Source organism: Metallosphaera sedula DSM 5348, assembly GCF_000016605.1.
GTDB lineage: Archaea > Thermoproteota > Thermoprotei_A > Sulfolobales > Sulfolobaceae > Metallosphaera > Metallosphaera sedula.
On sequence record NC_009440.1, the window covers coordinates 1 to 18,042 of the forward strand.

Here is an 18,042-nt window from a genome sequence, read left to right on the forward strand (position 1 = left end):
TTTATTTTATGAGTATATCTGAAATAGTGAAGAAAGAGGAAACAAAACCGACGCTCCCTGAACCTCTGCAAACCATTATATCACGCTTCGCAGAGACCCCTTCATTTCCTCTGGAAACACTCGGTTTTGGCTTCTCAACTCTTCTCTCACCCTTTTATACAAACCGTTTCTTTCGCCCTCTCCACTCTCTAGTTCACTAACTTTCTCCAGTGGAAACAGAGGGGTGTCTCCACTTTCCAAACTTTCTCCAGTGGAAACAGAGGGGTTATTTACTCCCCGGTTAAAGCCAGTCCGAATCCTTAAAATCAGTAGAGATCAAGTACAACCAATATGAGTGACATTATCGACGAAGTGTTATCCTCAGTTAAGAACTCAGCCATCTTCAAGAACAGGGAATATCTCCTCCCCGACTACATCCCAGAGGAGTTGCCTCACCGTGAAAATGAGATAAAGAAGCTTGCAAGCATTCTCGTTCAGTTGTACAGGGGGGAGAGACCCAGTAACATCTTCATTTACGGTCTCACAGGTACTGGAAAGACCGCAGTAACCAAGTATGTTCTGAGTAATCTGCAAAGGAAGCTCAATAACTTCGAGTACGTGTACATAAACGCCAGACAGACCGACACCCCCTACCGGATCCTGGCAGATATAATTGAGATCCTAGGGGATAAGGTTCCCTTCACGGGCCTTTCCACGGCGGAGCTGTACAGGAGGATGGTCAAGGTTTTGGAGAGGTCAGAAAGGGTTATGATTATCGTGCTGGATGAGATTGATGCACTGGTCAAGAAGCACGGTGATGATATACTCTACAAGTTAACCAGGGTGAATTACGACGTTCATAAGAGTAAGATCTCCATCGTAGGAATAACCAATGACGTAAAGTTCATAGATGGGCTCGATCCCAGGGTTAGGAGTAGCCTTGGAGAGGAGGAGTTGGTGTTTCCCCCATACAACGCTGAACAACTGGAGGATATCCTCAAGAAGAGGGCAGTCCTGGCCTTCAGGGAGGGAGTGGTATCGGAGTCCATCATCAAGTTATGCGCAGCCATAGCTGCCAGGGATCACGGAGATGCCAGGAGGGCCCTAGATTTGCTTAGGGTTGCCGGGGAGATCACGGAAAGGGAGAGGAAAAACCAGGTAGGCGAGGAAGAAGTTGAGAAGGCCAGGGTAGAGATAGAGAGGGATCGCGTGTATGAGGTAATCGCGACCTTACCCTTCCACTCTAAGCTGGTCCTGTTATCCATCATTAAGGGTCTAACCAAAAATACCAGGCTTACCACGGGGGAAATTTACGACCTTTACAGGAACATTGCCACCTCGATGGGATCCGAATTTGTGACCCAGAGGAGGGCAAGTGACATAATAAACGAACTGGACATGATGGGGATAATCTCAGCTAGGGTGGTGAACAGGGGAAGATATGGTAAGACAAAGGAAGTTGTTCTGGCAGTCGACTCCGGAATAGTCCTGAAAGCCCTCCTGGAGAGTGACGAAAGGTTTGCTGATTTCTGGAGTGGATGATGGATATTTTCCCTTGAGATATAAGGGTCAGAGGGGTAAGGCTCCCCTCGTGGTTACTCTTTTTGACGGAATGAGACTTAAGGACTTGAGGATAGGCCTTATCACGGTAGATGGTAGAGATGCTAGAGACGTCTTCTCTCAAATTAACTGGGGAGTTATAACCATGTATGACGGGATAACTTTCGGTGGCTTCAACTACATTATTCCAGAGAGGAACTTCATCGTGGTATATGGGAATAAACCCAACCTAGAGGAAGTTGAGAAGGCCTTGAGGGCCCATTTTCAGGATGATAGAGGGAGGGAGATAATGGGCGTTCTTGAGAGGTTAACCAGGATTGAGACTAGGTGGGGCCCCCTATACCTCTATACTGACCTGGATCTAGCGGACGCGAGGAGGATCGTGGAGGGGTACCAAGTCATTTCCAAGTACCCGGAGCCCATAAGGTATGCCCACGTCATAGGAAGGGCTGTGGGCATGTGGAGAGAAAAATCCTAGCTGGCGTTATCGTACCCGTGTCACGAATCGTAGCAAGTCCTCTTCTGAAGAGACTTACCCATGCTTATCCTTTCCTCCCTTTCCTTAAGCCTCTCCTCCATGATCCTTCTCTCGTATTCTGAGGAGGGTTCCAGTTTCTGTATGGGCCTAGGTTTCCCATTCTCGTCGATGGAGACGAAGGAGAACACTGTCCTAGATACTAGCCTCCTGCTACCGGTGAAGTGATTTATGGCAAATATCTTGGCTCCCACATCCAGGGAAGTATTCCCCGTATATTCCACTGCTCCCTGAATTTCAAGTATATCACCTATCTTCACTGGAACAAGGAAGTCGGCCGAACCTGCACTCGCCGTGAAAGTGTTACCCTTAGAATACATCTTCGCGACTATGGCCAACGCCTCATCTAGCATCATGTACATTTTCCCTGCGTAAAGTATACCGTTTCCGAAACCGTGTTCTGGATATATGGTCCTTATGTAACTTCTTCCGAAGGTCATTCCAGGCAGGAGTTCAGACGTGTCCTCAGAGACCATTTTCTTCCTTTCCAGTCTTTTCACTCTTCTCTTCTCGGCTCCTTCATCGCCCTCTATCTTAACGGTGAGGGGTCTGGGTCTCCCGTTTTCATCCACGGCGACGTAACTCATTAACCCTATGGCACCCAACTCCTCTGTATTCCCCCTCTTGATACAACCAGTTACCTCAATTTCCACCGAACTTTTCCACGAGGCCTTGGCCTCAGCAGTAACTCTCAGAATGTCTCCCAATCTAGCTGGCTTGAAGAGGTAGAGGTAATCCACAGAAGCCAGGAGATAGTTTCCTTGGCTCACCGATGACATGAGAATGCCTGCAGTATCTATGAGCCAGCTCATGTAGATTCCGCCGTGAAGCGATCCGAAGTGGTTAGTGTGCCATGGGAATACGTTATAGTAAGTTTCTGTTCTATACGTGTACGTCACCTCTTATCAGTACCTACTATTTCTCTTAATCGTTCATCTCCCTTAATACTCTTTATGAAATCTGATACCTCTCCTGGAACTAAACTTTCCCACTTCTCTCCTGTTATCATATTCTTCCTGATTAGGGTGGAGTTGTACTTCTCCCTGTGGAATGAGGGGGGTATGAGGATCTCGCTTCCGGCTTCCTTAAACAGTCTTAGTACCAGTGGGTTCCTAGCTATAACCGCCTCAAACGACGGAACATACATCTTGACGTGATATGCCCACACGTTGTTCATGAGGATATCCGGTACTGGTATGAGATAGTACCTGTCTCCCGGTATTCCCTCGGCTTTCATGGCTCTCCTAATCATCTCAATTCTCTCCCCAGCCGTGAAGGGATTAGAGAGAGTGTGACTCTCTTGGGCGCTCCCAATTAGGATTATTAGCTCATCTAACCTCTCCAACCCCCACTTAACCACGCTTAGGTGGCCTAAGTGAAAGGGCTGAAATCTTCCAGGATAGATTCCTCTAAGCAGACATCATCACCTTCTTTTACATTAAGCACTACTGAAGCATCTGCCTTATTTAATCCTAATTCAAGGAACCCATATCCGTTTCGGTAAATTATGAGGTCGCTTCCCCCTTCCTGGAATGTTCTAGCCCCAATTCCGGTGAAGGTTCCATCCCTGGTTCTTATCTTAGCCTTTTCCCCAAGTTTGATCCTGACATTTCTCAGGGATAGGGCTACATTACCGAAGTGGTCAACGAAGAACACCTTGGAGCATATCATTCCGTTCTCTCTCCTACTCTCAAGATTTAACTTCACGAGATCAGTTTCGTCCACTCTCGTTCCCAAAGTCTCTATTGGAACTCCCCTACTCAACAACGCTGCGCTCACGGAGAAAATATCTCTCCCGTGAAATGTATTGGATATTTCCCTAGATAGATATATCCTTTCATTATCAATGCTGTGAACCTTGAGTATGCCGTCCTCCCTTATCGCAGGTAGGAGGACACCGTTATCGGGACCCACAAAGAAGTAGTTTCTGGTCCTCACGGCTAGGGGTCTCCTTCTAGTTCCTACCCCTGGATCTATCACCACAAGGAAGGTGGTGTATTTCCTAAAATACCTATAGGAAGTGTAGAGCTGATATGCCCCCGCAATCACGTTAAAATTTTTCGAGTTTGGTGAAATGTAGACTACATCAACATTCTTGTTAATTCGCCTTATTACGGCCTCCATTACACCGTTATAGTTGTCGGAGATCCCGAAATCAGTTAGAACTGCTAGCAAGCTTCTCGACCTTAAGCTCCAGGTAAGATTTCGTGATAACTTCACCACTTATTCCAAATCTAGATTTAAATTCCTTAAAGAAGTCGAGTAGCTTCTCCTCGTCGATGTCTATTCCCTCTATCTCAACGAAGTTACCCAAACCCTCCACTATGTCTATGCAGACGCTGAACTCCCCCTTCTTCAGCACATGGCGCGTTTTTCTCACGCTCTGTGCCTCCCTGTACCCCAGCTTCTCGAGAATCCTTATCATGCTATCCTTGTCGTCGAGGGAGACAGTTATTTCCTCCCTGGATTTGCTCCTGGAGCCCATCTTGGGGCCCTTGTAGGTAAGCTCTATTTTATCGTTCACAAGCCGTATCCTCAATGCCTCATCTGTCTTCCTAAAGTCCCTTGTATCTCCGTTGAGATAGATATCCTCTTGGGTTTCCTTGCCCACGTATACGTAGCCGTCCTGCAGTAGTTTTTCCATCAAGGATTGGGGGTCAACGTTGAGCTTCACTTTTATTTCACGTTCAATCACATCGGTCATATGAGTGAAATTGATTCCTATCTAAAAAATAATGATTCGCTCCTTTACACTTATCGTATCACTCCAGATATAAAAAGAATTGCTGAGAAGTATGGCTTCCTGGACTACATGGTTGAGAGGTACCTTGAATTTCTAGGAGAAGGGACAGAGGATTTCCTTTCCTCCTGTTCCGTGCCATTGACGAAATCCATAAGGTGCAATTCTCTAAAGATAGATTGCGGGAAGCTGGAGAAGCGGTTAACTGATAAGGGCTTCTCGCTCAAAAGGATTGAGTGGAGCAGGTTTGGATACAGGGTGGAAAAGGTCCCACCTAGGCCTACTCTTGGGGCAACAGTGGAGTACATGAAGGGTTTCTATTACATTCAGGGAGAGGCTTCCATGATTCCTCCTGAGGTCCTATCACCCAAGGAGGGTGAGCTGGTTCTGGACATGGCTTCCTCCCCTGGAGGAAAGACCACCCACATGGCTCAGTTGATGAATAACAGGGGGACAATAGTGGCACTTGAGAAGAATCCCGCAAGATTAAGAAAAATAAGATCCAATATCTCTAGGTTGGGAGTATCCAATGTTGTGCTGTTGTGGATGGGTGGAGAGGATGTCCCAAAGCTAGGAATCGAGTTTGATAAGATATTGTTAGATGCACCTTGCTCGGGCGAGGGATTAATACCCCTGGATCCTTCCAGGAAAACCAAGACCAAACCGGAGGATCTGAAAAATTTTCAGCGAACTCAATTAACACTCCTTGCGTCTGGGTTTAAGGTACTTAAAAGAGGTGGATATATGGTTTACTCAACGTGTAGTATAGCCCCTGAAGAGGATGAGGTAATAGTTGATTTCGCAGTTAAGTACCTAGGCATGAGGGTTGAGAAGATACAGGGAATACCGGGAGAGAGGGGCTTAACTAGCTTCAAGGGTCTCTCCTTCTCTCCAGAACTCACCCAATGTCTTAGGATCTATCCTCATCTGCAACACATGGAGGGATTTTTCGTTTGCCTGCTGAGGAAAGAGTGAGAAAGGTTAATCCAGGTTTACTCGCTCACGTCCTTCACGAGTATGGATGTGACAAAATCCCCGTAAAGCTGGACCTCTATGAGATACGGAATGTAATCTACGGTACTACGGTAAATCCAGGGGTAATAGACATGTTGAATGGAAATCTTGTTGAGATGATTGGTGTTCCCCTTCTCCTGAAAAAGAGAACTGGGATGGTCCCCCTCCTACCCCTCGGTGATTACATGGTTAAGTCCTGTTCCCACAAGGTTATCTTGCCAGACAAAATAATTGAGAAAGTACTCTACGGAAAGCCTGTGATCGTTGAGGAGGTATATAATTTCAGAAGGGCTTTGCTGGTCGATGGGTACAACGATTTCGTGGCCTTCGTCACTCTCAGGAGGAGGAACAGGGGTACTGAGATAATACCGGTTCTAGATATAGGATGGTATTTAAGGGGCGGGGGCTAATAATAGGCAAATATTTATTGTTAGACACACGTCTATTAACTTTAGAAAAGGTGAAGTGGTGGAAAAATGGCAGACCAAGTAGAGGAGAAGAAAAGGATCAAGACAGTCAAGGATCTATCGGGCGTAGGCCAGGCAGTACTTAATAAGCTCACGGAGGCCGGTTACTCAACCCTAGAATCCATAGCGGTGGCATCTCCACAGGATTTGAGTACCGCTGCTGGAATACCCATAACCACAGCTCAACGCATTATCAAGGAAGCTAGGGATGCCCTTGATATTAGGTTCAAGACTGCCCTAGAGATAGAACAGGAGAGAGCGAGTGTTAAGAAAATAACTACCGGAAGCCAGGCCCTAGATGGCCTTCTAGGAGGAGGTATAGAAACAAGGACCATGACAGAGCTATTTGGCGAATTCGGTTCGGGCAAGACTCAGATATGCCATCAGGTTTCCGTTAACGTTCAGCTTCCCCCAGAAAGGGGTGGACTTTCCGGCAAGGCGTTATACATAGATACTGAGGGTACCTTTAGGACTGAGAGAATAAAGGCGATGGCATCTGCGCTAGGCCTTGAGCCCAAGGAGGTTCTTCAGAACATCATGAGTATAAGGGCCATAAACACCGATCACCAAATTGCCATAGTTGAGGAACTGCAGGATATAATAGCAAAAGACAACTCCATTAAACTAGTGGTAGTTGACTCTATAACGTCTCATTTCAGGGCAGAGTATTCAGGGAGAGAGAACCTGGCGGTTAGGCAACAGAAGTTGAACAGGCACCTGCACCAGCTTGTGAGACTGGCCGAGATATATGACTTGGCAGTAATAGTTACTAACCAAGTTATGGCTAGGCCAGATATGTTCTACGGAGATCCAACGGTTGCTGTGGGTGGCCATACCCTATATCACGTTCCAGGGATAAGGGTTCAGATAAAGAAGAGTAGGGGCAATAGAAGGATTGCTAGGATGGTTGACGCACCTCATCTCCCAGAGGGAGAGGTAGTCTTTAGCATAACCAACACGGGTATAAGGGACGCAGAGGAATAAAACTTCTTAATAATCCGCTTCCATAAAACACTCCATGGATCATTTGTGGGCGCCTTGGCGCTCTAAGTATATTATGGATGCCTCTAAGGGAAAACAGGAAAGTTGTCTTTTCTGTAGAGTTACAACCGAAAAGAGGGACCAGGAGAACTTAGTCGTGTGCAGGGGCAAGAAAGCTTTCGTCATACTCAATAAGTATCCCTACAACCCTGGTCATCTCATGATAGTCCCATATAGACATGTGCCTACGCTTGAACTTCTTGATCAAGAGGAGGGTTCAGAACTCATTGTATTAACCTCAAGGGCTGTGAAGGCGTTAAGAGACATCTATACTCCTGACGGTTTTAATGTTGGGATTAACATTGGTAGGGTAGCTGGAGCTGGAATAGAGCAACATATTCATGTTCACGTAGTGCCTAGATGGAATGGGGACTCAAATTTCATGCCGGTAATAGGCAATACAAAGGTTCTTCCAGAAACGCTAGAAGAGACGTATAAAAAGCTTAGTGATAAGTCAATATGTGGTGAAGAAGTCTTCGATCGCTGATTGATGAAGAGGGCAGGGTTTTACTGATGATGCGAAAAATTCTAGATGATATATTTAGGGCAAGGGAGAGAATATCTCCCTATATCCATGAGACGCCCGTGGACTATTCCACTACTTTTTCGAGAATGACTCAGTCCGAAGTTTATCTAAAACTGGAGAACCTACAGAAGACTGGCTCATTCAAGGTTAGAGGGGCCTTTAATAAGATCTTGGAAATGAAGGAAGAGGAAAGAAAGAGAGGCGTAATAGCCGTTTCTGCCGGCAATCACGCCCAGGGTGTAGCCTATGCTGCAATGACATTGGGTATAAAGTCCACCATTGTTATGCCAGAAACTGCCCCTATCTCCAAGTATAAGGCAACAAAAGGTTACGGCGCCGAGGTAATTCTATACGGGAAGTTCATCCACGAGAGCATGAAGAAGGCGGAGGAGTTGATACGGGAGAGGAACTTGACCCTTGTTCATCCATACGATGATCCGTTGATAATCGCTGGCCAAGGGACAGCTGGGCTTGAGATGGCAAAGGAGAAACCTGATGTCGTAATAGTACCCATTGGAGGTGGAGGGTTAATCTCTGGAGTTTCAGTTGCCCTAAAGGGGATTAACCCAAACACTAAGGTGATAGGAGTTCAATCTTTCGCCTCTCCTTCGTTAAAGATCTCAAAGGAACTTGGAAGGTTAACTGATATAGAGCCCTCCTATTCTATTGCGGACGGAATCCTGGTTAAGTCCCCTTCTTCCCTCACATTTGAAATCGTCTCAGAATATGTAGACGACATAGTTCTAGTGGATGATGACGAGATAGCCTGGGCTATGATGATGCTTCTGGAAAGGAGCAAGACGGTAGTAGAGCCTGCAGGAGCTGCTCCATTGGCAGCGCTACTTAGCGGTAAAGTTGAGGCTAGAGGGAAGAAAGTTATGGCACTCCTTAGCGGAGGTAATGTAGATCTGTCCCTTCTGGCGAGGATAATTGATAAGACATTGTATAAGACCAAGAGGATTGTTAAGGCAAGGGTAATAGTTCCGGACAAACCTGGCTATCTTAACAAGGTTCTTAATCACGTAGCCCAAATACGAGGAAATATAATTGACGTGGTTCACGATAGGGTAAGCAGTGATGTTTTGCCTGGTTACACAAAAATATATGTCATGTTTGAGGTCGCAGAACAAGAGGATCTAGGAAAATTCATAGTAAGCCTTCAAAATGAGAATATAGAGGTTAAACTCATAGAATAGGTTCTATTTCAACCCTCTCTTCATTCGAAATTCTTAATAACTAGAAGCTATGAGAACTCACTGGTTGATCCAGATGGAATTTACTATCTAGGGCCTAAGGGTAGTTTCTCCCACGAGGCTGCACTTAAAATTGAGGGAAATCATATAGAAGCCTCTTCAATATCTGAGATATTCGATAAGCTATCCACAAATGCGATTGGGGTTGTTCCGGTAGAAAACACACTAGAGGGGCCAGTTAATGAAACATTGGATAACCTATACACCAGAAAGGGAGTGTATGTGAACAAAAGGATAGACATGAAGATAGACCTAGTCTTAGCCTCAAGGCCTGACGTAGAACTGGAATCAGTGACTAAAGTTTACTCCCATAATCACGCAATACATGAGGCCAGAAACACCCTATCCAAACTCGGACTTACAAATTTCATTCCAGTGAACAGTACATCTAAGGCGGCTCAACTAGCCCTAGAGGATAAACAATCTGCGGCGATATGTTCTAGATTTGCGGCGAAGTTGTACGGGTTAAAAATTCTCAAGGAGAACATCCAGGATGGGGTTAATATAACTAGGTTCCTTGTGGTGTCCAGAGAACTGACGGAGGTTGGCGAGAGGACCATAGTGTTTTTCACAGTTCCCGACGTTCCAGGTTCACTATTCAAGGTCCTAGAGAAATTCTATTTGCATAACGTTAATCTGTCAATGATTTACTCTAGGCCAACCAAGATAATTCCATGGAATTACTATTTTTATCTGGAGTTTGAGGGAAGCATTTCCGAGGCAAAGAGAACAGGCCTTCTGGACGAGTTATCCAAGGTTACGCAGGAACTAAAAATAGTAGGAAGCTACACTACAATACCTGTCACATAACTATTCCGGGCTTTAAATTGTCAAGACTGTATAGGAGCATGTAGCTTTTAGCTCCGGTTATCCCCAAGGCCTTCATGGAGGCTTCCCTTATAACTGCCTTGCTCCTACCATGCAGCATGCAGTAGCACAGGTAATCCCAGGGCTTATTGCTTTCCCTTAACACCACGTGCGTGGCCTCGTTCAGATTTTCAGCTATCCTGTTACAGGATTCTTCGATATTATCAGTATTGATGAGTAACATAGCGTTCTCAGTAATTCCTACCTTTTCTCCATTTACTGTGGCTCCGTAATCCTTGATAACGTGCTTTGATCTTAATTCAGAAATCAAGTCCACGAGTTCCGCTTCTCTATACCCAAATCTCTCGGCAAGTGCCTTGAAAGGCCTCTCTACTATGGGAAGGGGATAGGACAAAGCCTTCAGGAATTCCATGTTTAGCCCTAGTTCATCAGCCGTGGGAATTTTCTCAGGTGTTTTCTCATTTTTGCTCCATGAGATCCCGCGTATTAAATCGTACTTTACACTTAATTTGAGATTCCTCTTGGAGAAAAGTATTACATAGTCTTCAGCTTTTACCTCCTCCATCAGATCCCTGACCCTCTTCTCTAAGGCTTCTTTCGATTCAGCCTTAAGGACGTACCAGACGTTATATCTTGGATGGTTCCTGATGAAGTTATGCGTGAGTTCCCTTATGTGAAGCGCTTCTCTCCTGAACTTATCCAGTTGATCTAGGGGTATGGATGCGGCAATTAACGCTCCTTCCATTCCCTTAGATCTAAAATTGACATACATTCCAACTCTTTTTATAATTTCAGAATCTATAAGATTCAGTGTTTCCTTGAGGACTAGGTCAGTTCTTAGATTCAGCTTGCCAGCTACTATATCGAAGGGTTTCTCATCGAGAGGGAAGTTGTATTGAAGTTCCATGAGAAGCTTAATCTGGGTATCGGCAAGATCCATGATTATATAGCAAGTTTACTGGATTAAAAACCCGTTATTTGTCTCTCAATAATCAATTCCCAGCTTATTCAGTATTCCTCTAGCTGCTAGAACCCCAGTCGCAGCGGCTATATTTATACCTCTAGAGAGACCAGCACCATCTCCTGCAGCATATAAGTTATCTACCACTGTTTCCATATTACTGTCGACAACTGCCTTCATGCTGTAATATTTTATCTCTGGAGCATAGAGGAGCGTATTGGACGAGTAAATCCCAGAGGCCATGTTGTCTAGCCTCTCTAGACCCTCAACCAGGTCTGCAACTACCCTGTAAGGCATACCCATGCTGATATCTCCAGGTGTCACGTCCTTAAGCGTAGGCTTAACCGTGGATCTCCCTATTCTCTCCCACGTGCTTCTCCTACCCTTCTCAAAATCTATAAGCCTCTGAAGGATTGGTTTTTCTCCACCTAGTCTAGTCATTAGTCTGGCCACGCTCTTTCCGTACTCAATAGTATCCTCTAGGGGATCCGATAGTTTTACAGTTGCGAGGAAGGCAAAGTTGGTATTTCTGCTTTTCTTATCCACATAAGTTTCGCCGTTAACACCTATGGTACCATCATCGTAAACTTCCTTCATAATGAATCCTCCTGGATTCACGCAGAAAGTTCTAACCTTGTCGTCATACTTCCTGGTGTACATGATAACCTTGGGATCCCAGACAGCGCTAGTTAGGTCTTCCATGATAAATGATTCCACCTCAACCCTAACACCTATATCTAGTGGCCCTGATACCATGTCCACACCAAGTCTCTTGGCCTGGTCATAGAACCACTTCGCGCCTGAACGACCTGGCGCAGCTAGCACTGTTTTGGCTTCTATCTCTCCCTTATTCGTCTTTAGGTTGAACATGTTTCCCTTCTTCTCGAGTTGGTAAACCTCCGTGAGCTCCGAGATTTTTACACCGTTTTTCTCCACATAGTTTGTCATCTCCTCTATTACAATAGGGCTCTTGTCAGTACCTATATGTCTCTGAACAATCGGAACAAATTCCGCACCAGCCTTAGCTGCCTTTCTCTGAACTTCCTTGACCCTCTCCTCATTGGGTCTAAATAATCTGTCCTTAGGAGCGCCAAACTTCACGAAAACCTCATCAATATAGTTGACCAGGTTTTGTGCCTTCTCCCAGCTCCTCATTATCTCGTGAAGTTCTCCGCCTATGTCGGGCCTAAGATTTATTATTCCACTGCTAAACGTACCTGCACCTCCAAGCCCGTAGTTTATATGACACGGAGTGCAGAAGGTACACTTTTCCTTGGGGGTTAGCAGAGGGCAACTCCTTCTAGACGCCCTAACTCCCTTGTCTAACAACAAGACCCTATATTCTCCGTTCTTAGGCATAGCGTTGGCTATCTCATATGCTGCGAACAGGCCAGCGGGACCTCCTCCTATAATTACCACGTCATACTCCATCTCAATCACCCATCTTCTCCTTTCGTAGATCTATGGTATCCAGGGCGTCCTCCCCGGTTCCAATGAGTGTAACTGGAACTCCAAGCTCATTTTCCACGTTCTCAACCCATCTCTTAGCTTCCCCTGGTAGTTTAGAGTATTCTCTGACCCCCTTGGCGTCCTTGAACAGGGCGTCCAGCTTTGTTATGGCAACCTGCGTGGCTGAATTTATTTGAATTGCCCTTTTAGCAAGAGTTAAGTTAAATGGAGCAGCTCTTCTCATTCTCCCAGTAACGGTTCCCCTTTCCACAAGACCCATCTCCTCCGCCTTCTCCTTGGGTAGTTCGTTCTCCAGGTAGCCTTCACCAACTCTGGTCACAAACGACTTGAATATTATGATAATTTGGTCCACGTATTTAGGCCCGACCCCAATTTCGCTTAAAACTCCTCCAGACGTAGTATTCCTGCTTGTTACGAAGGGATACTCCCCATGATAAAGACTCAAATAAGTTCCCTGAGTTCCCTCACCTAATACCCTTTCGCCCCTCTCAATGAACTCTAGCACACTCTCTGGCACATTTGAAATATATTTCTCAAGATCTTTAAAATCCTTAGCAAGTTTAAGTTTTCTAAGTACTCTTTTGGCCTCAGAGGTTCCTACACCCTGACCCGTACTACCTATCACTTTCATTAGATATTCGTCTTTTCTTTCCTCCTCTACTTCAGTTTGGGTGATAATCCCCACGTGTGGATCTATCATGAATCTATCCGTTGAGCCGGTTTCGTTTAATTCCTTCATTAGTTGCTCCACGCTTGTTAGTGCCCCTGGCCCCAGAGCTAGCTTAACCTTAGGATTAACGAAGGCAGAAGGTATTATCCTAATTTTCCATGTTTTACCTCCATATGACACCGTATGACCAGCATTTATGGATCCAGTCCTCACAGCTAGGGAATATCCGCCATTCAAACCTAGATAAGATGCTATTTTCCCCTTACCTTCGTCTCCATAAAAACCTCCAACCAAAATATCTAGCATTAAGCACCGTTTTGGTTAATCTCCTTCCATAATATAAAAACCTTAACGTAGGGAATTTATAATGATAAATCTCCGATAAATGGAGAGATTGAATAATGAGTCTAGTTCTTTATGTGGATAAATGTTAATTATCAACTAGCTTATAACCTTGTCCAGCTCCTTCTTCTGTATAGCTTCCTTGATTTCTATGGCTATTCTTCTTCCTAGACTGATGGGCTTGCCGAAGTATAATTTAGAGTATTGACTTCCTATTCCCATGTACGCGTTAGTTCCGCCACCTATCCTTGGGGCAACGTCGAAGACCACAATGTCTAAGTCTGGAGTAACTGCAAGTTGAAGGGTGAAAGGCCCAATTATACCCCCCTTTTCCAGCTTTCTTGTAGTCTCTACGAACGAGTAGCCCGCGTCGAACAGCTTTTCGAGCATGCTTTCCCTGATGGTCGCAGGCTCGTGGCCCACCTCAATTAGTCTTGGATATCTCCCCAGCTTACTCTGTATGTCAGAGGGAAGTCTGTAAAATGAGTCCCAATCGCTTTGTATCCTTCTATCTACGCTAATTATTTCAACTCTATCAAATATTGGCGAGTAAAAGTAGTTGATATTGAAATAAGCCCCAAAAATGAACTCCTCTATGACCATTTGCGATATTCCCTGTTGATCTATTATCCCATCCTTCTCCAGTTTCCTCAACTTTTCCTGAAAATCTTCCCTATTAGCTGCGAAGAAAAATCCCCTTTCTACCTTTCTCTTAGCCTCGGGTATTTTGACTATAACAGGTCTATCAACTTCCTCAGGCCTTAGGGTCTTAGGCCTCCTTATTTTAGCCTCGTCAAGTATCCTGTAGTAATTCTTTTCACCAGTCCTCTCCTCCCATCTAAGCATCATTCTATTACCGAAGAACTTGACCTTCATGGCCTCTATGGCATCGTAACCTAGATACACTGCCATACTTCGGTTCGGGACTATTAGCGCGTCTTGCTCGATCAGTCTCGTCTGAATCTCGTCACTGGATATCTCCTTAAAATCGTTGAGGATGATGCAAGTGTCAACTATTCTCTTGAATTCCTTATATGGTCTTTCTCTCCCCTTTTTACAAAGGGCTATTGTACTAAATCCCTCGTCCTTAGCACCATCAAACACGTCCAGGGCTGAGTGGCTGGCTACCGACGCTATTTTCATGTGGTCACCTCATTTAACCTGTTCTTTTGGATTGCTAGATTTATTTCTCTCCCTATCCTTCTTCCGACGCTCATGGGTTCATCCCAATAGAGCCAACTGTAGGGACTCCCATCCACATAAAGGTTAGTTCCGGCCACTATCCTTCCCGAGAACTCAAAGACAACCACATCAAGGGTATCCGTAACTATGGATTCAAGGCAGAAGGGACCTATGGCCCCGGGAGGCACCACATTTTTTGTAGTTTTAACAAAATTTTCTGCGTATTCATATACTGAAGGCAATATACTCTCTCTGGCTACCGCTGGGATGTTGCCTGCGACCACGAACGTGGGCTCGGCTTTAATATCACTTGGAAGTCTCCTCAGACCGTCAACGTTGGTCTCATACCTGATATCAATCCCAGTCATCTCCACACGCTGTAGCATTGGACTGTAGAAGAATTGAAAGTACATAGGAATCCCAATCACGTATTCCTGTATTATTAATTCCTCTACGTTGTTGATCAGCCCTTTTTCCTGGAGCCTCCTTATCCCCTCCTTGACCTCCTGTTTATTCCTACCTATGAAGTAACCTCTTCCACCCTTGGCACCTGGCAATTTCACGATAACCATTCTATCGACATCCTCAGGGTTTTCAAACTTCATCGGTGTTTTTATATTGCTTAGCTCCAATAATTTCATTTTTTTGGATTGATTTGATTCCCATGGAAACAAGTTCCTGTTACCGAAAATGGGCGTCCTTATCCGTGAAACCCTCTCCATGCCGATGTACTCGATGAGACTTCCATGTGGTACAAAAACGGAGTTGGAAGTGCCATTGATCTTTTCCACAGCCTCATCTTCACTGGAATACACATAGAAGTTATCTATGAAGCTGAATCTTCTGTAAAAACCTTCCCTCTTGCCATTTACAACTATCCCAGTCTCGAAGCCTTCCCTTTTGGCCCCGTGAAGAATCTGAAGCGAGGAATGGCTTGCTAGAGTGAGTAATAGCATTTCGGGACTCACAATAGGGAAATGTACTTTTAAACTTCCTTGATCTTGCAATGAGTATGGATGTGGTTTGTCCCATAGACTGGAGATATGGTAGCAAGGAAATGAGGAGGATATTCACTAGAGAGGGAATCATTGAGTACAGAATTAAGGTTGAATTAGCGTTACTTTACGCCCTAAAGGAACTGGGCTACGTATCTGAGGAGGAATATGGTAAGGTGGAGAAAGCCTCAGAGAGCGTCACGCCCGAAGAGGTGGATAACCTAGAGGCCAAACTTGGACATGATGTGATGGCCCTTGTGGTATCCATGGCAGAAAAGGCTGGGGATGCGGGTAGATTCGTACATTTTGGTGCAACTAGTTACGATATAGTGGACACTGCCTATGCCTTGATGTTCAGAGATGCGCTATCCATCCTGAAGGCTAAGTTCGTCAAATCTTTAGATAAATTAAAAGATCTTAGCCTGAAGTATCAGGACCAGGTTATGGTGGGCAGGACTCACGCTCAACATGCAGTACCCATCACCTTGGGATTCAAATTCGCGAACTACTTGTATGAGATGACAAGGTCATTGGAAAGGTTGGTAGAGACCGAGAAGAGGGTAGTCCTGGGTAAAATGAGCGGAGCTGTCGGTACTATGGCGAGTTGGGGAAAGGATGGACTCAAGGTGGAAGAGTTGGTTATGAGGAGGCTTAACCTGAGGCCTCACTCCATATCCACTCAGGTTGCACCTAGGGACGGTTTTGCCGAGTTGATCAGCGATCTAGCCATAGCTGGATCGGTGATGGACAGGTTCGCGATAGAGGTTAGGGAGCTCATGAGGCCTGAGATCGGGGAGATGGCCGAGGGAGTAGGGGACAGGGTCGGTAGCAGTACCATGCCCCACAAGGAGAACCCGGTAACTGCGGAGAAGATTAGTGGTCTCTCCAAGTTACTAAGAGGAATGGTCGTATCTGAACTGGAAAATATTCCACTCTGGCATGAGAGAGATTTAACCAATAGCTCAAGTGAGAGATTTATCATATCCCACGCCTTCCTTGTTATGGACGAGATGCTAGACAGCTTTAATGAATTATTATCTAACTTGAGAATTAATTTAGACGCCATGGAAAGGAATCTTCGGCTAAGTAAAGGATTGAATATGGCTGAAAGCTTAATGATTAACCTCACATTGAAGGGTTTACCTAGGCATAAGGCCCATGAGATAGTTAGCAAGATCTCCAGAGAGGCCAGAAAAGGAAATTCCAGTCTCCTGGAGGAGGCCATCAAAGACAAAACAATCTCGTCGATGTTCAGTCAAGAGGAGCTTGAAAGAATATTGAATCCCAAGGCCTATCTGGGCCAGTATAAAACACTTATACAACGGGCTATAGATTACTATGAGAACCTAGTAAGAGAGCTTAATGAGACCAGGGGAGTAATACATTAATACTCCAAGCCAAAATTTTCCATGCCGCTGTAGCTCAGCTGGTAGAGCGCCGGCCTCGTATCCCTGGAGAGATAGCCGGTGGTCGCGGGTTCAAATCCCGCCGGCGGCTCATTGGTGATTCTGATGAAGCTAAAGGAGTTAGGAGAGCACAGTTTCATTGAAACAGTCATTTCCAAGTACGTAAATTCGGATGTGAACCTGGACGTCTACAGGCAAGGAAATGTTGTTCTGAAAATAGACGGATTTCCTATTAAATATACAATGCCCTTTATGGACTTTTATGATCTAGGATGGAAGGCAGTAGTTGCCGCTATGAGTGATCTAGTCTCCTATGGCGCTACACCTCTAGTTGTTCTATCGTCTTTCGGGCTTAGTCCTGAAATAGAGTCTAAGAACGCCGAGATGATGATAATGGGAATAAGTGACGCCTCAAAATATTACGGAGCTACCTATGGCGGAGGGGATACAAATTCTTCAGAAGACTCTGGCTGGATCGATATAGCGATATTTGGTAATCCTGTTTGTAACACAAGACCCAAGGCAGAACCCGGAGACTTAGTTTATGTTACAGGAGAGTTAGGAAGAACTACAGGCGCCTTTCTCTGGTATAGTTCGGGTGGGAAGTTTCCCCTACCCTTAGACTCAGTGATCAAGCTTAGACATCCTGTAATCAACAGGGCCATTTTGCGTGCTCATAGGGAGCTCTGTAGCGTTGTGGCACTTGGAACTGATGTGAGTGATGGGATTCTAGTTAGTCTTAACAAAATAGCCCACTATATTGGACACGGAATTGACATTGCTAATATTCCATTAGTGGAATATATACAGGAGTTAGTTGATAAGAACATAGTTAGTCTAAATGAAATATTAAAATCTGGAGGAGAAGAATATGAGACGATCTTCGTAGTGAAGAAGGAGACATCATCCATTTTTCTGGACGCAATGAAAAGGTATGGCGTGATCGTTAAAGAAATTGGAAGAGTAATTGATAGTGAACCAGAAATTAGATTGAATTCAAAGAAATACGAGGTTCACGGTTGGGATAACTTCAAGGGTTGGTTTTAGCCAAATAACCAGTTTGTAAGGAGAAT

The 18,042-nt window shown here is 45.0% G+C and carries 19 protein-coding genes and 1 tRNA gene; 11 read left to right on the forward strand and 9 right to left on the reverse strand.

Annotated features, from left to right (window positions below; translation table 11 throughout):
- Nucleotides 1-330: 330 nt before the first annotated feature.
- Nucleotides 331-1,521 carry an ORC1-type DNA replication protein gene (locus tag MSED_RS00005; protein ID WP_011921147.1) on the forward strand — a complete coding sequence of 397 codons (1,191 nt, stop codon included), beginning with the start codon at nt 331-333 and terminating at the stop codon, nt 1,519-1,521.
- On the forward strand, nt 1,514-2,017 hold the full coding sequence (locus MSED_RS00010; RefSeq protein WP_318248710.1) for an endonuclease dU: 504 nt from the start codon (nt 1,514-1,516) through the stop codon (nt 2,015-2,017). Before MSED_RS00005 ends, MSED_RS00010 begins: the two co-directional genes overlap by 8 nt.
- A gap of 20 nt (nt 2,018-2,037) precedes the next feature.
- Here MSED_RS00010 and MSED_RS00015 read toward each other — a convergent pair whose 3' ends face one another.
- From MSED_RS00015 to cyaB, 4 genes are read right to left on the reverse strand one after another with little or no spacing between them, the layout of a single operon-like run.
- Nucleotides 2,038-2,973 carry an acyl-CoA thioesterase gene (locus tag MSED_RS00015; RefSeq protein WP_011921149.1) on the reverse strand — a complete coding sequence of 312 codons (936 nt, stop codon included), beginning with the start codon at nt 2,971-2,973 and terminating at the stop codon, nt 2,038-2,040.
- Entirely contained in the window at nt 2,970-3,434 is a 465-nt protein-coding gene (locus tag MSED_RS00020) for a nicotinamide-nucleotide adenylyltransferase (RefSeq protein ID WP_011921150.1), read from the reverse strand. The genes MSED_RS00015 and MSED_RS00020 overlap by 4 nt, the downstream gene beginning before the upstream one ends.
- 11 nt (nt 3,435-3,445) lie before the next feature.
- Nucleotides 3,446-4,249 carry an SAM hydrolase/SAM-dependent halogenase family protein gene (locus MSED_RS00025; RefSeq protein ID WP_011921151.1) on the reverse strand — a complete coding sequence of 268 codons (804 nt, stop codon included), beginning with the start codon at nt 4,247-4,249 and terminating at the stop codon, nt 3,446-3,448.
- Nucleotides 4,230-4,778 (reverse strand): class IV adenylate cyclase, encoded by a 549-nt coding sequence (gene cyaB / locus MSED_RS00030; protein ID WP_011921152.1) that lies wholly within the window; start codon nt 4,776-4,778, stop codon nt 4,230-4,232. Before cyaB ends, MSED_RS00025 begins: the two co-directional genes overlap by 20 nt.
- On the opposite strand from cyaB, the gene MSED_RS00035 reads away from it, so the two are divergent.
- The 6 genes from MSED_RS00035 (at nt 4,779) to MSED_RS00060 (ending at nt 9,925) form a co-directional block, all read left to right on the forward strand.
- Nucleotides 4,779-5,789 carry an RsmB/NOP family class I SAM-dependent RNA methyltransferase gene (locus MSED_RS00035; RefSeq protein WP_011921153.1) on the forward strand — a complete coding sequence of 337 codons (1,011 nt, stop codon included), beginning with the start codon at nt 4,779-4,781 and terminating at the stop codon, nt 5,787-5,789.
- Complete coding sequence (locus MSED_RS11770; protein WP_011921154.1) at nt 5,768-6,238, forward strand: hypothetical protein; 471 nt, start codon at nt 5,768-5,770, stop codon at nt 6,236-6,238. Before MSED_RS00035 ends, MSED_RS11770 begins: the two co-directional genes overlap by 22 nt.
- Before the next feature lie 66 nt (nt 6,239-6,304).
- Nucleotides 6,305-7,279 carry a DNA repair and recombination protein RadA gene (radA, locus tag MSED_RS00045; RefSeq protein ID WP_011921155.1) on the forward strand — a complete coding sequence of 325 codons (975 nt, stop codon included), beginning with the start codon at nt 6,305-6,307 and terminating at the stop codon, nt 7,277-7,279.
- Nucleotides 7,280-7,313: 34 nt separating this feature from the next.
- A complete protein-coding gene (locus tag MSED_RS00050; protein ID WP_011921156.1) occupies nt 7,314-7,823 on the forward strand; it encodes an HIT family protein in 510 nt (169 codons plus the stop codon).
- 26 nt (nt 7,824-7,849) lie between these two features.
- The gene (gene ilvA / locus MSED_RS00055) at nt 7,850-9,058 is read left to right on the forward strand and encodes a threonine ammonia-lyase (RefSeq protein WP_011921157.1); all 1,209 of its coding nucleotides are present in this window, start codon (nt 7,850-7,852) and stop codon (nt 9,056-9,058) included.
- Between the two features lie 78 nt (nt 9,059-9,136).
- Nucleotides 9,137-9,925, forward strand: a complete 789-nt coding sequence (locus MSED_RS00060) for a prephenate dehydratase (protein ID WP_225938916.1) — start codon at nt 9,137-9,139, stop codon at nt 9,923-9,925.
- Here MSED_RS00060 and MSED_RS00065 read toward each other — a convergent pair.
- From MSED_RS00065 to MSED_RS00085, 5 genes are all read right to left on the reverse strand, one after another.
- The gene (locus MSED_RS00065; protein WP_011921159.1) at nt 9,918-10,883 is read right to left on the reverse strand and encodes an Lrp/AsnC family transcriptional regulator; all 966 of its coding nucleotides are present in this window, start codon (nt 10,881-10,883) and stop codon (nt 9,918-9,920) included. The two genes, MSED_RS00060 and MSED_RS00065, sit on opposite strands and share 8 nt — an antisense overlap.
- 45 nt (nt 10,884-10,928) lie before the next feature.
- Complete coding sequence (locus tag MSED_RS00070; protein WP_011921160.1) at nt 10,929-12,335, reverse strand: NAD(P)/FAD-dependent oxidoreductase; 1,407 nt, start codon at nt 12,333-12,335, stop codon at nt 10,929-10,931.
- A gap of 1 nt (nt 12,336) precedes the next feature.
- Nucleotides 12,337-13,350, reverse strand: coding sequence for an adenylosuccinate synthetase (locus MSED_RS00075; protein ID WP_011921161.1), 1,014 nt, complete (start codon nt 13,348-13,350; stop codon nt 12,337-12,339).
- A 135-nt stretch (nt 13,351-13,485) separates the two neighbouring features.
- The gene (locus tag MSED_RS00080; protein WP_011921162.1) at nt 13,486-14,529 is read right to left on the reverse strand and encodes a formate--phosphoribosylaminoimidazolecarboxamide ligase family protein; all 1,044 of its coding nucleotides are present in this window, start codon (nt 14,527-14,529) and stop codon (nt 13,486-13,488) included.
- Complete coding sequence (locus MSED_RS00085; protein WP_011921163.1) at nt 14,526-15,524, reverse strand: formate--phosphoribosylaminoimidazolecarboxamide ligase; 999 nt, start codon at nt 15,522-15,524, stop codon at nt 14,526-14,528. The genes MSED_RS00080 and MSED_RS00085 overlap by 4 nt, the downstream gene beginning before the upstream one ends.
- Before the next feature lie 50 nt (nt 15,525-15,574).
- Here MSED_RS00085 and purB point away from each other — a divergent pair, with 50 nt between their 5' ends.
- From purB to MSED_RS00100, 3 genes are all read left to right on the forward strand, one after another.
- Nucleotides 15,575-16,951, forward strand: a complete 1,377-nt coding sequence (purB, locus tag MSED_RS00090) for an adenylosuccinate lyase (protein WP_011921164.1) — start codon at nt 15,575-15,577, stop codon at nt 16,949-16,951.
- 23 nt (nt 16,952-16,974) lie between these two features.
- Nucleotides 16,975-17,060 (forward strand) — tRNA-Thr (locus MSED_RS00095).
- A gap of 14 nt (nt 17,061-17,074) precedes the next feature.
- Nucleotides 17,075-18,016 (forward strand): thiamine-phosphate kinase, encoded by a 942-nt coding sequence (locus MSED_RS00100; protein ID WP_011921165.1) that lies wholly within the window; start codon nt 17,075-17,077, stop codon nt 18,014-18,016.
- The last annotated feature ends 26 nt before the right edge of the window (nt 18,017-18,042 follow it).

What these genes read in the sequence shown, in the direction of transcription:
- MSED_RS00035 (WP_011921153.1), top strand. Translation starts at nt 4,779, where the DNA reads ATGAGTGAAATTGATTCCTATCTAAAAAATAATGATTCGCTCCTTTAC.
- MSED_RS00005 (WP_011921147.1), top strand. Translation starts at nt 331, where the DNA reads ATGAGTGACATTATCGACGAAGTGTTATCCTCAGTTAAGAACTCAGCC.
- MSED_RS00075 (WP_011921161.1), bottom strand. Translation starts at nt 13,350, where the DNA reads ATGCTAGATATTTTGGTTGGAGGTTTTTATGGAGACGAAGGTAAGGGG.
- MSED_RS00085 (WP_011921163.1), bottom strand. Translation starts at nt 15,524, where the DNA reads ATGCTATTACTCACTCTAGCAAGCCATTCCTCGCTTCAGATTCTTCAC.
- purB (WP_011921164.1), top strand. Translation starts at nt 15,575, where the DNA reads ATGAGTATGGATGTGGTTTGTCCCATAGACTGGAGATATGGTAGCAAG.
- ilvA (WP_011921157.1), top strand. Translation starts at nt 7,850, where the DNA reads ATGATGCGAAAAATTCTAGATGATATATTTAGGGCAAGGGAGAGAATA.
- MSED_RS00080 (WP_011921162.1), bottom strand. Translation starts at nt 14,529, where the DNA reads ATGAAAATAGCGTCGGTAGCCAGCCACTCAGCCCTGGACGTGTTTGAT.
- cyaB (WP_011921152.1), bottom strand. Translation starts at nt 4,778, where the DNA reads ATGACCGATGTGATTGAACGTGAAATAAAAGTGAAGCTCAACGTTGAC.
- MSED_RS00070 (WP_011921160.1), bottom strand. Translation starts at nt 12,335, where the DNA reads ATGGAGTATGACGTGGTAATTATAGGAGGAGGTCCCGCTGGCCTGTTC.
- MSED_RS00065 (WP_011921159.1), bottom strand. Translation starts at nt 10,883, where the DNA reads ATGGATCTTGCCGATACCCAGATTAAGCTTCTCATGGAACTTCAATAC.
- radA (WP_011921155.1), top strand. Translation starts at nt 6,305, where the DNA reads ATGGCAGACCAAGTAGAGGAGAAGAAAAGGATCAAGACAGTCAAGGAT.
- MSED_RS00050 (WP_011921156.1), top strand. Translation starts at nt 7,314, where the DNA reads ATGGATCATTTGTGGGCGCCTTGGCGCTCTAAGTATATTATGGATGCC.
- MSED_RS00100 (WP_011921165.1), top strand. Translation starts at nt 17,075, where the DNA reads ATGAAGCTAAAGGAGTTAGGAGAGCACAGTTTCATTGAAACAGTCATT.